This window comes from Acinetobacter lwoffii, assembly GCF_022967985.1.
Classification (GTDB): Bacteria; Pseudomonadota; Gammaproteobacteria; order Pseudomonadales; family Moraxellaceae; genus Acinetobacter.
The window spans coordinates 68,804-82,188 of sequence record NZ_JALJVC010000011.1 but is presented as its reverse complement, the minus strand read 5'-3'; the positions used below and the strand labels follow the sequence as shown (position 1 = coordinate 82,188).

Sequence of the window (13,385 nt, the reverse complement as noted above, 5' to 3'; positions counted from 1 at the left end):
AAAGGATGAAACTAAAATGATCGTAATTGTAGATGCAGTACGTACCGCGATGGGCGGTTTTCAAGGTTCACTTTCAAGCTGTACCGCGCCGGATTTGGGTGCTGTGGCAATTAAAGAAGTGGTGGCACGTGCAGGATTGGCGGCCAATGATATTGATGAAGTGATCATGGGCTGCGTACTGCCAGCCGGTTTAAAACAGGGTCCGGCACGTCAGGCCATGCGTCAGGCAGGTCTACCGGATTCAACTGGTGCGACCACCATCAATAAAATTTGTGGTTCAGGCATGAAAGCCGTGATGCAGGCAGCAGATGCGATCAAGGCCGGTTCAGCAGAGATTGTGGTTGCAGGCGGGATGGAGTCGATGTCAAACGCACCCTATTTAATGGACAAGGCACGTGCCGGTTTCCGCATGGGACATGGCAAAGTCATTGATCACATGTTCCAGGAAGGTCTGGAAGATGCTGAAACAGGTCTGTCGATGGGAGTTTTGGCTCAGGAAATGGCGGATAAAAAAGGCTATACGCGTGAGCAGCAGGATGACTATGCGATTGGCTCATTAAATAAAGCCGTGACCGCCGTCCAGCAAGGCTTCTTTAAAGATGAAATCGTGCCGGTCACTGTCAGCAGCCGTAAAGGTGATATGATAGTAGAGCAGGATGAGCAACCTTTAAATGCCAAGGCTGATAAAATTCCAACTCTGCGTCCAGCGTTCAAAAAAGACGGCACCATTACTGCGGCAAATGCCAGTTCAATTTCAGATGGTGCTTCAGCATTGGTGATCACCTCGAGCGAAATTGCTGCACAGCGTAACTTAAAACCGCTAGCTAATATTCTGGCCTATGCCAGCCATTCGCAGCATCCGTCAGAATTTACTATTGCACCTGTTGGTGCGATTGAAAAAGTCCTGAAAAAAACCGGTTGGGATGCTCAGGAGGTTGACCTTTGGGAAATCAACGAAGCGTTCGCCATGGTCACTATGTTAGCCATTGATGGCTTTAAGCTTGATCCAGCAAAAGTGAACATTAATGGTGGTGCTTGTGCGCTTGGTCATCCATTGGGTTCTTCTGGCTCTCGTATTATTGTGACCTTGATTCATGCCTTAAAACGTACTGGCGGCAAGAAAGGGATTGCGTCCTTATGTATCGGTGGTGGTGAAGCGACTGCGATTGCTGTGGAACTGATTTAAGCACATCCTAAATCGTATATTCAGGTAGCAAACTCAATACTGATTCATTCAAAAGTTGCTGCTCTTGGTTCGCCAGGAGCAGGGATTCTTTAAATCATATTAATTTTTAAAATACACAATAAAATCAATATTTTCAGACTTTGCTGATCCGATTCCATCTATATTTTTACTATAAAAATTACTTTTTAAATTATTTAAAAACTTTTTCTAGCACATGCCGGTGAATAAATCGTAACTTGTCTTTTACTGCTTCGCTCAGCTTGAACGGGTAGGCATCTTCCAGGCCCATACAACGGTTTAAGGCATTCAGATTAAAGGTCAAGGTGACCCAATTTTCTAGAATGTGTTCAAAATCCTGTCCACCAATCGGGCATTCTTTAAAATCCATACTGGCCAGATAGCTGCCATTTCCTTCGACACGCATACCACCATAGTAGGCAGTTTCCAGTGTTTCCATCATATGCAGATAATGTGCCCAGGTTTCTGCCCAGTCTTCCCAGGGATGGGCGGTGGCATAAGCACTGATATACTTTTCCTGCCAGTTGATTGGTGCGCCTTCGTTATAATGGCGTTCAAGTGCCTTGCTGTAGTCTTGCCGCTCATCGCCAAAATACTGACGGAATTCATCTAGCAATTCCGGATGCATATGTTGCATGAGCGCAAAATAATAATGGCCGCTTTCATGGCGAAAATGACCTAATAAAGTCCGGTAGTTTTCACCCATATTTACACGTGTAGTTTCCCGATAAACTACATCGGCTTCAATTGCATTTAGGGTAATGACCCCATTGGCATGACCAATTAAAACAGGCTTATCTTCTTGGGGCAGGAGAAAATCAAAACGCAGACCAAATGGATCATCTTCAGACTTTTTAGGGCGTGGCATCATGTTCATGCGCTGGGCCAAATACAGGAATCGACGTTTGGCTTCTTCCAGTCGAAACCAGTAAATCAGGTTTTCGGAATTTTCCAAATCAGGAATGACATGGGTCAACTGACAGGATTCACAAAATTCCTCATCTTCATCGCTGGGAATCATCCAGTTGCATACCTGATAATTTACATAATTGTGACAGGGTTTATAACTGGCATGCTGGTAGTTTTTGGCGATTGGAACCCATCGCTCAGCACTCTGTTTTTCGAATGCGCATAGCTCTTTTTCCGAAGCGATATAACCGATCGGTGACAGACAGTGATCACAAACTGATTTGTAAAAAAACAGCTGTTGCTTGCAGACGGCACATTCAAAATGTTTCATTAAACTCCCTGTAGGGAAGCGAACGACCTAAAATGTTTATCGATGATGAACACGAAAAAAGGTTCAGAATGCCTACCTAAATTTCTTCCTGATAAAGAAACATCATAAAAATTTCATTGAAAATTCTATATGGATGAATTGTAAATATAGGCTGCTTGATATTAAATGAAACATCAATTGAATCTTTGTTTTAATAAAAAAGTATAGTTAAACAAGCTTTTAAATAAATAAATTTTTAAATAGAGTGAGTTGCCATCTTAAAAACACGGACAAGGCGTATTGAAGGATATTACCAAATATTCCGACTGGTTTTTAAATTTGGGGGAAGTCCATTCAAGAACAGCTAACTTTTAAGAATAAAAAATTTTTAATGTGAGCAAGCTAATAAAGAGGAATTAAAAAAAACATGAAAATTAGAAAAGCCAATCTTCAGGATACTCGTGCCATTGTCGATGTGATTGCACCCTTTGTCGATGCCGTGATCAGTTCGGAAGAAGGTCGCCAGCGCTTTCAGCCTGAGATGATCCAGACCATTTTCGAGCGTCCGGACATTCATTATTTTGTGGCAGAAATCGATCATCAGGTGATAGGCGTCGTGGCTTATATGGAACCTGCACACTTCATGCATTTTTTCCTGAACCAAGTCTATCAGGGGCAGGGTTATGGCCGCCGGCAAATGTGGCACTTTTTAGAAAGCGAGATCCGCCGTCAAGGCCATTCAATTATTACGGTAAAATCCAGTCTTTATGCCTTGGATATTTGCAAGCGCTTTGGTTTTGTGGAAACGGGAAAATACACGGAAGAACATGGAATCCGTTTTATCCCGATGCGAAAGGATTATCCAGATTTTTAAAAGAAAATTAAAAAAACTGTTAGGCACAATTTTATATTCCAAAATTTTCCAAAAAAATGGTCATTTTCTGACTGTTTTATAGGTGATTTCACCTATAACAATGTGCCATTACTTGAGATAGCATCCGGCGATCTGGTACAGGGGTATTCGTCTTCACTGATGAATACTTGTTGTTATTGCATTTCATATTGGAGCCAAGTAGAAAAGAGTTCAATTACACTTCAGGTCTAATTACATACTTTAAACATATAGAATAAATACACACTGTACACATCAGCCTAGGAAGGTTTGACTAAGCAAAATTAGTACCATTTTCACGTTTTAAAATGACTGGCAGATCACATTGCATTTTTTCAGCTGGAATCTTTCCAAATTAAGCCAAACTTTCTGCTATTGGCCAGCATCCTATTTTTAATTAGTCAGTCCTTTTGTTAAGACATAGAATTAATTCATTTTTGTAGTAATAGCGATCAGTAGATGGCATTCAGCTGGATTTTTTTCACTTTAATTGCTGCATTTATGCAGGCTTGGCGCAACGCCTTTCAAAAACAGCTCAGCACCACGGTCGATGTGTGGGGAGTCACCCTGGCACGCTTTATTTTCGGTTTGCCATTCGCTGCGCTTTACCTGAGCAGCCTGTATTATTTCAAGCCAGTTGAAAGTGTGATTCACTTCACGCCCAAGTTCTGGGTCTATGTGGTGATTGCGGGTTGCAGTCAGATTTTAGCTACGGCACTGATGGTGCAACTGTTCAAGCAAAAAAATTATGCCGTTGGGGTGGGGCTGGCGAAAAGTGAAGCCATTCTTGCAGCCATTATTGGCGTGACCTTTTTAGCGGATCATTTGTCATTCCTGGCCTGGATTGGTGTGGCGCTGGGCGGATATGCGGTATTTTTATTGAGTAAAGGCCAACAGGTCAGCGGGTTTTCAGCGAGAACATTGGCGATCGGGATTGGCAGTGGATTAAGTTTTGCCATTACCTCGCTTCTGGTACGCGAAGCCAGTCTGGAATTAAGCACTTTACCCACCTTGCATCGTGCGGCCTGGGTGCTGTTAATGGTGATCAGTTTTCAGTGCCTGAGTATGCTGCTTTACCTCAGCCTATTCAGTCGCCAGACTTTAGTGGCCATGTGGCAGCGTCTGGGCTTAACTTTTAAGGTGAGTGTGTGCAGTTTTATGGCATCACTCGGCTGGTTTACTGCCATGAGCATGATGAGTGTGCCGGTCGTGAAAACCTTAGGACAAATTGAGATTCTGTTTAGTATGCTGATTTCGGCATATTTCTTTAAAGATAAACTGGCACGTGCGGAGCATTGGGGACTAGGCTTGGTAGTGATTGCGGCGATTCTAGTGATCTGGGCCTAATCTGAACGAATATTGAGAAGATAAAAAAAGCCACTTCGAAAAGTGGCTTTTTCTTTGCATCTGTTTAAGCGGCAATAAATTTCTGAACTGCCTGATTAAATGCTTCAGGTTGCTCGATGTTGGAAATGTGCGAGGCATTGATTTCAAACAACTGGCTTTGTGCAATTTCAGCTTGCATGGCTTGACCATCTGCAACCGTCGTTACGGGGTCTTGCTGACCGGCCACAATCAGTACCGGCACTGAAATGGTTTTGATCTGTTCGCGTAAATCCGCCTTAGCCAAAGCTTCACAACAACTCGCATAACCTTCCGGGCTGCCAGCTCCAAGGTCGTTTGAAAGTTCTGCAACAATTGCTGCATTGCTTTGGATAAAGGGATCGGTAAACCAGCGTGATGCTGCAGTAGATGCAATCGGCGCCAGACCTTGTTCACGTACCAGTGCGGCACGTTCCAGCCAGGCCTGTTCCTGACCGATCTTGGCAGCAGTATTGCAGATAATCACGTGGCTAAAACGTTCGGGCTTGTTGATTGCTAACCATTGACCGGTTAAACCACCCATTGAAATACCACAGAATGCAGCTTTTTCAATTTTTAAATGATCAAGTAAGTTTACAACATCCTGACCTAACTGTTCCAAGCTATACGGACCTTGCGGTGCAGATGAAGCCCCATGACCACGAGTGTCATAACACACAACAAAATAATCTTGCTGGAAAAATTTAATTTGTGGTTGCCACATGCTGAATTTGGTGCCTAGTGAGTTAGAAAAAACCAGGGCAGGTTTACTGGCATCACCAAAGGTCTGGTAATTGATCTGGGCATCGTTGGATGTAAATGTTGGCATTTTTTAAAATCCTTAATCCTCCCTCGATCCCTCCTTTGGGAAAGGAGGGAAGAAAGAGCATTTAATAATTAAACACGTTCAATAATCAAAGCGATGCCTTGACCGACACCAATACACATTGAACAAAGACCATATTTACCACCGGTTTGTTCCAGCTGGTTCAGTGCTGTAGTTACAAGACGTGCACCAGATGCACCGAGTGGATGACCCAAAGCAATTGCACCACCATTCGGATTGACTTTCTCTGAACCATCTTCAATGCCAAGGTCACGAGTACAAGCCAAAGCTTGTGCTGCAAAAGCTTCATTCAGCTCGATCACATCCATCTGCTCTAAAGTAAGACCGGTTTGCGCCAGTAATTTCTTGATAGCAGGTGCAGGACCAAAGCCCATGATACGTGGTTCAACACCCACAACCGTTGAGCCAATAATTTTGGCACGCGGTTTTAAGCCATGTTGAGCAATTGCTTCATCAGACGCGATCAACAGGGCAGCTGCACCATCGTTAATCCCTGAAGCATTACCCGCCGTTACCGTCCCCTCTGCTTTCACCACAGGCTTCAGTTTTGCCAGAGCTTCTGCAGTGGTAGATGCACGCGGATGTTCATCAGTATCGACAACCACCGGATCGCCTTTACGCTGTGGAATCACTACAGGAATAATTTCATTTTTATAGAAACCTTTGGCCTGTGCTGCTGCAGTACGTTGCTGGCTGGTCAAGGCAAACTTGTCCTGGTCTTCACGGTTGATGTTGAACTGTTCCGCCAGATTTTCAGCCGTTTGCGGCATGGTTTCTACGCCGTACATTTCTTTCAGTTTCGGATTGATAAAACGCCATCCCATGGTGGTGTCTTCAATCTTCTGGCTACGGCCATACGCCGTTTCTGACTTACCCATCACGAATGGGGCGCGTGACATGCTTTCTACACCACCAGCAATAATCAGATTCGCTTCACCGGCTTTAATCGCACGTGCTGCCATTGCGATGGCATCCATCGATGAACCACACAGGCGGTTCACGGTCGTCGCTGGCACCTGATAAGGTAAGCCTGCAAGCAGAGAAGACATACGACCGACGTTACGGTTGTCTTCACCGGCCTGATTGGCACAGCCATAGATCACGTCATCGACCTGTTCCCAGTTCACACTTGGATTGCGCTCCATCAACGCTTTAATTGGCAGCGCACCTAAGTCATCTGCACGGACAGGCGCGAGGCCACCGGCATAACGACCGAATGGAGTACGGATGGCATCGATAATATATGCGTTTTTCATTGTGTATTTGCTCACATATTTAAAAGAAGAAAACTCCTCCCTTTTTAAAGGGAGGTTGGGAGGGATTTAATGAAGTAATTTTATTCTTCAAAAAATCCTCCCTAAATCCCTCCTTTAATAAAGGAGGGACTTCCCCTTAATTTGATTGAGTCGCATCAATCAGTTTGGCACCAGTCATTGACTGCAATTCTTCAAATGACAGACCTTCAACTTTCTCAATCACTTTCATCCCTTCAGGGGTGACATCAATCACGCAAAGGTCGGTATAAATACGGTCGACACATTTCAGGCCAGTAGCCGGATAAGATAATTCAGCCACAATCTTTGGCTCGCCTTTTTTGGTCACGTGATCAGTCGTAATAAAGACTTTTTTCGCGCCAACAGCCAGATCCATTGCACCGCCGACTGCTGGAATTGCATCTGGAGCACCAGTATGCCAGTTAGCCAAGTCACCATTTTCAGCGACCTGGAAAGCACCCAATACGGCGATGTCTAAATGACCGCCACGCATCATGGCGAAAGAATCACCATGATGGAAGAAAGAACCGCCTTCAAGTAAGGTCACGAATTCTTTACCGGCATTGATCAGCTCAGGATCGCGGTCTTCTTCAGCAGGAGGAGGACCGAAAGCCAACAGGCCATTTTCAGAATGCAGGAAGACGTCTTTATCGCTTGGCAGGTAGCTTGAAATCTTGGTCGGTAAACCAATACCGAGGTTTACATAGGCACCATCAGGAATGTCTTGTGCCACACGTTCAGCGATCTGGTCACGGGTCAGTTTGCTATAGCTCATTATTTATCTCCGATGCCAATTATTGTGCAGGTTTAACTTGAACAACATGTTGAACAAAAATTCCCGGGGTGATGATGTGCTCTGGATCCAGTGCACCCAGTTCAACCACTTCTGATACCTGAGCAATGGTCACATCTGCTGCCATCGCCATAATCGGGCCGAAGTTACGCGCAGATTTACGGTAAACCAGGTTACCCCAACGATCGCCTTTAGAAGCTTTAATTAAAGCAAAGTCAGCTTTAATCGGATTTTCCAGGACAAAATCTTTGCCTTCATAGTTCAAGGTTGGTTTGCCTTCAGCCAGCAACGTACCAAAACCGGTAGGGGTATAGATTGGACCTAGGCCCATACCCGCCGCCTGAATACGGCAAGCCAGATTACCTTGTGGCACCAGTTCCAGTTCAATTTTTCCAGCACGATACAATTCGTCAAATACCCAGGAATCAGACTGGCGTGGGAAAGAACAAATAATCTTGCGAACAGCACCAGCTTTAAGCAGTTTCGCCAGACCATAATCGCCATTACCAGCATTGTTGTTGACAATAATCAGGTCTTTAATACCCAATTCGATCAGACCATCAATCAGTTCAGCAGGCTGACCCGCTGTACCGAAACCACCGATCATAATGGTAGAACCGTCCTTGATCTGGGAGAGTGCTTCTTTCAATGATAATGAACTTTTATCTATCATAATCTGGTCCTTACATATCCTAAACTGATGGATGTCTTTAAACTCGTTTTGAATCTGATGCTGTAACCGGAACTGCGTTACGGTTTTTCTGTGACAGCAGAAAATGTGCTACCAGGCCAATGCAAATTCCCCAAAAGACTGAACTCAGCCCCAAGAAATGCATGCCGGAAGCAGTCGCTAAAAAGGTGATCATTGCTGCATCACGTTGTGATTCTTTGCCCATGGCCACGGAAATATTGGTAGCAATCGCACCCAGCAATGCCAGTCCTGCCAAAGCCGCAATCAACTCTTTGGGCATCAGGCTAAACAGCATGACAATGCTGCCGGCAAATAAGCCGCCTAAAATATAAAAAAGCCCATTGGCCACGCCGGCGATATAACGCTTTTCTTTCAGCTCGTGTGCGTCTTTGCCTAAACACAATGCAGCCGTGATTGAAGCCAATACGATGGTAATTCCACCAACACAGGCCACTGCAAGCGAGGCAATACTGGTTGCACTGATAATCGGCTTGGCGGGCATGTCATAGCCACTGAGTTTGATAATCGCCATTCCCGGTAAAAACTGGCCAGATAGGCTGACCAGAATCAGGGGAAGGGCCAGATTCAGGGTGGAACTCCAGGTCCATTCCGGTGCAATAAATTGCGGAATCGCCAGACTGAAATCTGCCGTGACCGGGTTAATCTTGCCCAGCAGCATGCTTAAAACCACACCGGCAATCAGCACCCAGACCATGGCATAACGTGGACTGAAACGCTTGGCCAGCAAAAATACCGCCAGCATGCCAAAGACGATATAGGGCATGGTATCGGTCGCGGTGAACAGCCCTAAACCAAACTGCAGTAAAATCCCTGCCATCATCCCGGCAGCCACTTCCTGGGGAATCCAGGACAGCAACTTGTCGAAATAACCGGTAATCCCAATGAAAAAAATCACCACGGCAGAGGTGATATAGGCAGCAACCGCTTCATTGAGCGAAATGTCGGGAAACAGCGTGACTAATAAAGCCGTTCCGGGCGCAGACCAGGCGGTGACGACAGGTATTTTGTATTTAATTGATAAAAAGATACCTGCGAGCGCAGCACCAATAGAAATTCCCCAAATCCATGAAATCATCATGTCCGGGGAAACTTGGGCTTGCTGCGCCGCCTGGAAAAAAATGATCAGTGGCCCCGAATAGGAGATCAGGACTGCTAAAAATCCTGCAACAGTGGCTGAAATGGACCAATCATTTTTTAATGTCTGAAACAGGGTGTTCATTGGTGATGTGCCTCCTTGCGTCGAACCATGAGCCTGTTAAAAATCGTGATGATCAGGATTAGCCCTGATCACCACCACCGACCGGTACCACTGTACCTGTCATATAAGATGATTCATCCGAAGCCAAGAATACAATTGCATTCACTTGCTCCTGAATCGTACCGTAGCGTCCCATGAAAGTACGGTCAATGGTCTGATCAACCACTTGCTGCATCCATTGTTTTTCAGATTCAGTCAGTGGATTGGCATTGCGCGGTACTTTACGTGGTGGTGCTTCAGTACCACCTGTCGCGATTGCATTGACACGGATTCCGTCTTTAGCATGTTCAAAGGCAAGGGAAGCGGTCAGGCCGTTCACACCACCTTTGGATGCCGAATATGGCACACGGTTAATGCCGCGTGTCGCAATAGAAGACACGTTTACAATGGTACCTTTCTGATTTTTAATCATTTCCGGAAGAACTGCGCGGCAGCACCACAGTGTCGGGAACAATGAACGGTTCACTTCCTTGATAATTTCCTCTTCAGAAAATTCTTCGAAAGGTTTCATCCAGATCGCGCCACCGACGTTGTTGATGAGCACATCGACACGACCATAGGTTTCTAGCGCTTTTTCAACGACTGATTGAGCACCGGCAAACGTTTCCAGATTGGCTTTGACCGTAATCGCATCACCGCCAGTCGCTTCAATTTCAGCCAGAACTTCTTCTACATAAGGGGAAAGGTCAGCCATGACGACTTGGGCACCTTCGCTCGCCACTTGCAGCGCGACACCGCGACCGATGCCTTGCGCGGCACCCGTCACGATTACAACTTTATTTTCAAATCTTTGACGGTTAGACATTGAACAAATTCCCTCTATTAGTTAGCAGAGAATTTTTCAAACAGGAAGCTTGCAGGTTTAACGCCTTCAGCATCTAACCAGCCGCGAACCGCTTCTACCATTGGTACTGGACCACACAGGTAGACATCTACATCACCGTCATTCAGCCATTCATTTTCGATATGACCGGTCACATAGCCTTTACGCTCATGTGCAGATTCTGGGTTAGCAACCACTGTGCGGTATTCAAACCACGAGAATTTGTCTTGCAGTTCATTCAGCTTTTCAATTGCGACTAGGTCAAAGTCATTGGTCACACCAAATACTAAACGCACTGGATGTTCAGACCCTTTTTCTTCCAGTACCTGTAACATCGACATGAATGGTGCAATGCCTGTACCACCCGCCAGCATCAAGACAGGACGAGTCACATTACGTAGGTAGAAGCTACCAAATGGACCGGTGAAAGTCATTTTGTCACCCGCTTTTGCATCAGCGCTGAGGAAACTCGACATTTTGCCGTTCGGTACATTACGTACTACGAAACCAGTCAGACGGTTACCCGGTTTTGAGCTGAATGAATAAGAACGGGTCTCTGTGGTGCCTGGAATTCCGACATTGACATATTGACCTGCCAGGAAGTGAATGTCCGGTTGACCTTCATCTAACTGGATGTCAAAAGTAATAGTCGAATCAGACAGATTTTCGACACGCGCCAAAGTACCCTGGAATTCATGAATTTCAGTTTTGCAGACTTCTGAAGAGGCTTGGATCTGGAACACCGCATCTGAAGTCGGTTTACACTGACAAGCCAGAATAAAGCCTTCAGCGGCTTCTTCAGGCGTTAAAGCATCTTCAATATAAGTTTCTTCAGGCATGTCATAAGAACCTGATTCACAAAACGCACGACACGTTCCACAAGCACCATCACGGCAGTCCAAAGGAATATTGATCTTTTGACGGTAAGCTGCATCAGACAGGGTCTCGCCTTGGGCAACAGAAATAAAACGTGTAACGCCATCTTCAAATTGAAGTGCAACATTGTGGTTTGACATGGCTGAATATCCTATATAAATCTTTGTAACTGGACCTTTCAGCCAATTTTCCATCTGGCTGAAAGGTTTTACCTGGCTGTAATAAAAACAGTCTTAAAGGTGATAGATGTCGATAACCTGATTGATGTAATCATTTTTCAGTACCACGTATTTGCTTAAAATTTGTGGTTTATCGCCTGAAAAATCGATTTCATAACGTGACATACCGAAGTAGCTATAGCTGTTTTTGTAACGGAAACTCAAGGTATTCCAGTTAAAACGTACAGTGACCTTGTCGCCATCACGTTCAACAAGTTCAATATTGCTGATGTTATGGCTGGTACGGGTATCCGGCATGGTTGCAGATGAACGTTCAGTCTTGATACGGAACACACGGTCTTCTAAACCTTGACGGTCTGGATAGTAAATCAACGAGATTTCAGACTGTGGATCTGTGGTCAGCTTGTCATCATCATCCCAGGCTGGCATCCAGAAAGACGCAGTAGGGGCATAACACGTCAACCAGTCATCCCATTGTTCATCATCTAAAAAGCGGGCTTCTTGATACAGGAACTGCGCAATTTTTTCTAAAGTGATGTCGCTCATGCGTTTTCTCCTTCAGTAGATGCTGCAATTTCTTTTTCAGTTGCAATGCCTTTTTTGATCAGTTCTAACCAGTACTGGTGCTGAGCCAGGTATAGACCTTCATCTTCAGTTTTAATACCAGACAGTTTTGGTTTTAACCCAATTTCGTTGGCAGCATCGTCCGGGCCTTGGATCCAGTGTTTAGAACCACGGCACATGTCGTTCCATTCCAGCGCGATACCGGCATAACCTGCCTGACAAGCACGGAATTCTTCAAGATCGTCTGGGGTTGCCATACCTGAAGCATTGAAGAAATCTTCATACTGACGGATACGACGGGTACGGGCTTCCGGCTCTTCGCCTACAGGCGCGATACAGTAGATCGTCACTTCAGTCTTATCGACAGAAATCGGGCGCAGCACACGGATTTGTGAACCGAACTGATCCATGAAGTAAACGTTTGGATAGATACACAGGTTACGTGAACGTTCGATCATCCACTTCGCCATAGCTTCGCCATATTGCGCAATGTATTCATCTTTCTTGGCAAAGTTAGGACGGTCTTCCGGGTTAGCCCATTGCGTCCAAAGCAGCATATGACCGTGTTCAAAGCCGTAAGAACCACCGCCTTGTTTGCCCCATGAACCTGCGCTCATGGCACGGATGTTATCGCCAGCTTGTTTTTCTTTACGTTGCTGAGTCGTTGCAGCATAGTTCCAGTGTACAGCAGACACGTGATAACCATCAGCACCGTTTTCAGCAGTCAACTTCCAGTTACCTTCATAGGTATAAGTCGAAGCACCACGTAAAACTTCCAGACCTTGCTCAGACTGATCCACGATCATGTCAATGATTTTGGTCGCTTCGCCCAGGTATTCTTCCAGTGAAGGAACATCTGGATTTAAGCTACCAAACAGGAAGCCTTTATAGCTTTCAAAACGGGCAACCTTTTTCAGGTCATGTGAACCGTCTTTGTTAAAGCAGTCTGAATAACCCGCTTCAGCCGGATCTTTGACTTTTAATAACTTACCTGAGTTATTGAACGTCCAGCCATGGAATGGGCAAGTATAAGTTGCTTTATTGCCTTTCTTGTTACGGCATAATTGTGCACCGCGATGCGAACAGGCATTGATCATGGCATTCAGTTCACCTTGACGGTTACGTGCAATGATGATCGGCTGACGACCAATATAAGTAGTATAGAAGTCGTTATTGTTTGGAATCTGGCTTTCATGTGCTAGATAAACCCAGTTGCCTTCAAAGATGTATTTCATCTCAAGGTCAAACAGGGCCTGGTCTGTAAATACTGAACGGTGTAGTTTAAATTCACCAGATTCATAATCATCAACCAGTAATTCGTCAATGCGGTCTAAATGGCTGGTGTTAATTACGGGAATACGAGGCATGTCCTTTCTCCGACT

13 protein-coding genes are annotated in these 13,385 nt (G+C 45.2%); 3 read left to right on the top strand and 10 right to left on the bottom strand.

Annotated elements, in window-relative coordinates; translation table 11 throughout:
• The first annotated feature begins 16 nt into the window (after positions 1-16).
• The gene (locus tag MWG72_RS08420) at positions 17-1,186 is read left to right on the top strand and encodes a thiolase family protein (protein WP_247143755.1); all 1,170 of its coding nucleotides are present in this window, start codon (positions 17-19) and stop codon (positions 1,184-1,186) included.
• Positions 1,187-1,376: 190 nt separating this feature from the next.
• Here MWG72_RS08420 and MWG72_RS08415 read toward each other — a convergent pair whose 3' ends face one another.
• Positions 1,377-2,444, bottom strand: a complete 1,068-nt coding sequence (locus MWG72_RS08415; protein WP_004731123.1) for a zinc-binding metallopeptidase family protein — start codon at positions 2,442-2,444, stop codon at positions 1,377-1,379.
• Positions 2,445-2,850: 406 nt separating this feature from the next.
• On the opposite strand from MWG72_RS08415, the gene MWG72_RS08410 reads away from it, so the two are divergent.
• Together MWG72_RS08410 and MWG72_RS08405 are read left to right on the top strand one after the other, a co-directional pair.
• Positions 2,851-3,297 carry a GNAT family N-acetyltransferase gene (locus MWG72_RS08410; RefSeq protein WP_247143753.1) on the top strand — a complete coding sequence of 149 codons (447 nt, stop codon included), beginning with the start codon at positions 2,851-2,853 and terminating at the stop codon, positions 3,295-3,297.
• Between the two features lie 477 nt (positions 3,298-3,774).
• The gene (locus tag MWG72_RS08405) at positions 3,775-4,662 is read left to right on the top strand and encodes a DMT family transporter (RefSeq protein ID WP_005100202.1); all 888 of its coding nucleotides are present in this window, start codon (positions 3,775-3,777) and stop codon (positions 4,660-4,662) included.
• Between the two features lie 64 nt (positions 4,663-4,726).
• On the opposite strand, the gene pcaD is transcribed toward MWG72_RS08405, so the two are convergent.
• The 9 genes from pcaD to benA all read right to left on the bottom strand — a co-directional run bounded on the left by pcaD (position 4,727) and on the right by benA (position 13,370).
• Positions 4,727-5,506 (bottom strand): 3-oxoadipate enol-lactonase, encoded by a 780-nt coding sequence (gene pcaD, locus MWG72_RS08400; RefSeq protein WP_247143752.1) that lies wholly within the window; start codon positions 5,504-5,506, stop codon positions 4,727-4,729.
• A gap of 68 nt (positions 5,507-5,574) precedes the next feature.
• A complete protein-coding gene (gene pcaF, locus MWG72_RS08395) occupies positions 5,575-6,780 on the bottom strand; it encodes a 3-oxoadipyl-CoA thiolase (protein WP_004731114.1) in 1,206 nt (401 codons plus the stop codon).
• Between the two features lie 136 nt (positions 6,781-6,916).
• Positions 6,917-7,573 carry a 3-oxoacid CoA-transferase subunit B gene (locus MWG72_RS08390; RefSeq protein ID WP_005246228.1) on the bottom strand — a complete coding sequence of 219 codons (657 nt, stop codon included), beginning with the start codon at positions 7,571-7,573 and terminating at the stop codon, positions 6,917-6,919.
• A gap of 19 nt (positions 7,574-7,592) precedes the next feature.
• A complete protein-coding gene (locus MWG72_RS08385) occupies positions 7,593-8,264 on the bottom strand; it encodes a 3-oxoacid CoA-transferase subunit A (protein WP_004647044.1) in 672 nt (223 codons plus the stop codon).
• A gap of 37 nt (positions 8,265-8,301) precedes the next feature.
• The gene (gene benE, locus MWG72_RS08380; RefSeq protein WP_005251919.1) at positions 8,302-9,522 is read right to left on the bottom strand and encodes a benzoate/H(+) symporter BenE; all 1,221 of its coding nucleotides are present in this window, start codon (positions 9,520-9,522) and stop codon (positions 8,302-8,304) included.
• A 58-nt stretch (positions 9,523-9,580) separates the two neighbouring features.
• Positions 9,581-10,366 carry a benzoate diol dehydrogenase BenD gene (benD, locus tag MWG72_RS08375; RefSeq protein WP_004731107.1) on the bottom strand — a complete coding sequence of 262 codons (786 nt, stop codon included), beginning with the start codon at positions 10,364-10,366 and terminating at the stop codon, positions 9,581-9,583.
• A 17-nt stretch (positions 10,367-10,383) separates the two neighbouring features.
• The gene (benC, locus tag MWG72_RS08370; RefSeq protein ID WP_247143751.1) at positions 10,384-11,400 is read right to left on the bottom strand and encodes a benzoate 1,2-dioxygenase electron transfer component BenC; all 1,017 of its coding nucleotides are present in this window, start codon (positions 11,398-11,400) and stop codon (positions 10,384-10,386) included.
• 93 nt (positions 11,401-11,493) lie between these two features.
• On the bottom strand, positions 11,494-11,985 hold the full coding sequence (gene benB / locus MWG72_RS08365) for a benzoate 1,2-dioxygenase small subunit (protein WP_247143750.1): 492 nt from the start codon (positions 11,983-11,985) through the stop codon (positions 11,494-11,496).
• Positions 11,982-13,370, bottom strand: coding sequence for a benzoate 1,2-dioxygenase large subunit (benA, locus tag MWG72_RS08360; protein WP_247143749.1), 1,389 nt, complete (start codon positions 13,368-13,370; stop codon positions 11,982-11,984). Before benA ends, benB begins: the two co-directional genes overlap by 4 nt.
• Between the last annotated feature and the right edge of the window lie 15 nt (positions 13,371-13,385).

Excerpts from the sequence above, each read along its gene's own strand:
- MWG72_RS08420 (WP_247143755.1), top strand. The coding sequence starts at position 17 with ATGATCGTAATTGTAGATGCAGTACGTACCGCGATGGGCGGTTTTCAA.
- MWG72_RS08415 (WP_004731123.1), bottom strand. The coding sequence starts at position 2,444 with ATGAAACATTTTGAATGTGCCGTCTGCAAGCAACAGCTGTTTTTTTAC.
- MWG72_RS08410 (WP_247143753.1), top strand. The coding sequence starts at position 2,851 with ATGAAAATTAGAAAAGCCAATCTTCAGGATACTCGTGCCATTGTCGAT.
- MWG72_RS08405 (WP_005100202.1), top strand. The coding sequence starts at position 3,775 with ATGGCATTCAGCTGGATTTTTTTCACTTTAATTGCTGCATTTATGCAG.
- pcaD (WP_247143752.1), bottom strand. The coding sequence starts at position 5,506 with ATGCCAACATTTACATCCAACGATGCCCAGATCAATTACCAGACCTTT.
- pcaF (WP_004731114.1), bottom strand. The coding sequence starts at position 6,780 with ATGAAAAACGCATATATTATCGATGCCATCCGTACTCCATTCGGTCGT.
- MWG72_RS08390 (WP_005246228.1), bottom strand. The coding sequence starts at position 7,573 with ATGAGCTATAGCAAACTGACCCGTGACCAGATCGCTGAACGTGTGGCA.
- MWG72_RS08385 (WP_004647044.1), bottom strand. The coding sequence starts at position 8,264 with ATGATAGATAAAAGTTCATTATCATTGAAAGAAGCACTCTCCCAGATC.
- benE (WP_005251919.1), bottom strand. The coding sequence starts at position 9,522 with ATGAACACCCTGTTTCAGACATTAAAAAATGATTGGTCCATTTCAGCC.
- benD (WP_004731107.1), bottom strand. The coding sequence starts at position 10,366 with ATGTCTAACCGTCAAAGATTTGAAAATAAAGTTGTAATCGTGACGGGT.
- benC (WP_247143751.1), bottom strand. The coding sequence starts at position 11,400 with ATGTCAAACCACAATGTTGCACTTCAATTTGAAGATGGCGTTACACGT.
- benB (WP_247143750.1), bottom strand. The coding sequence starts at position 11,985 with ATGAGCGACATCACTTTAGAAAAAATTGCGCAGTTCCTGTATCAAGAA.
- benA (WP_247143749.1), bottom strand. The coding sequence starts at position 13,370 with ATGCCTCGTATTCCCGTAATTAACACCAGCCATTTAGACCGCATTGAC.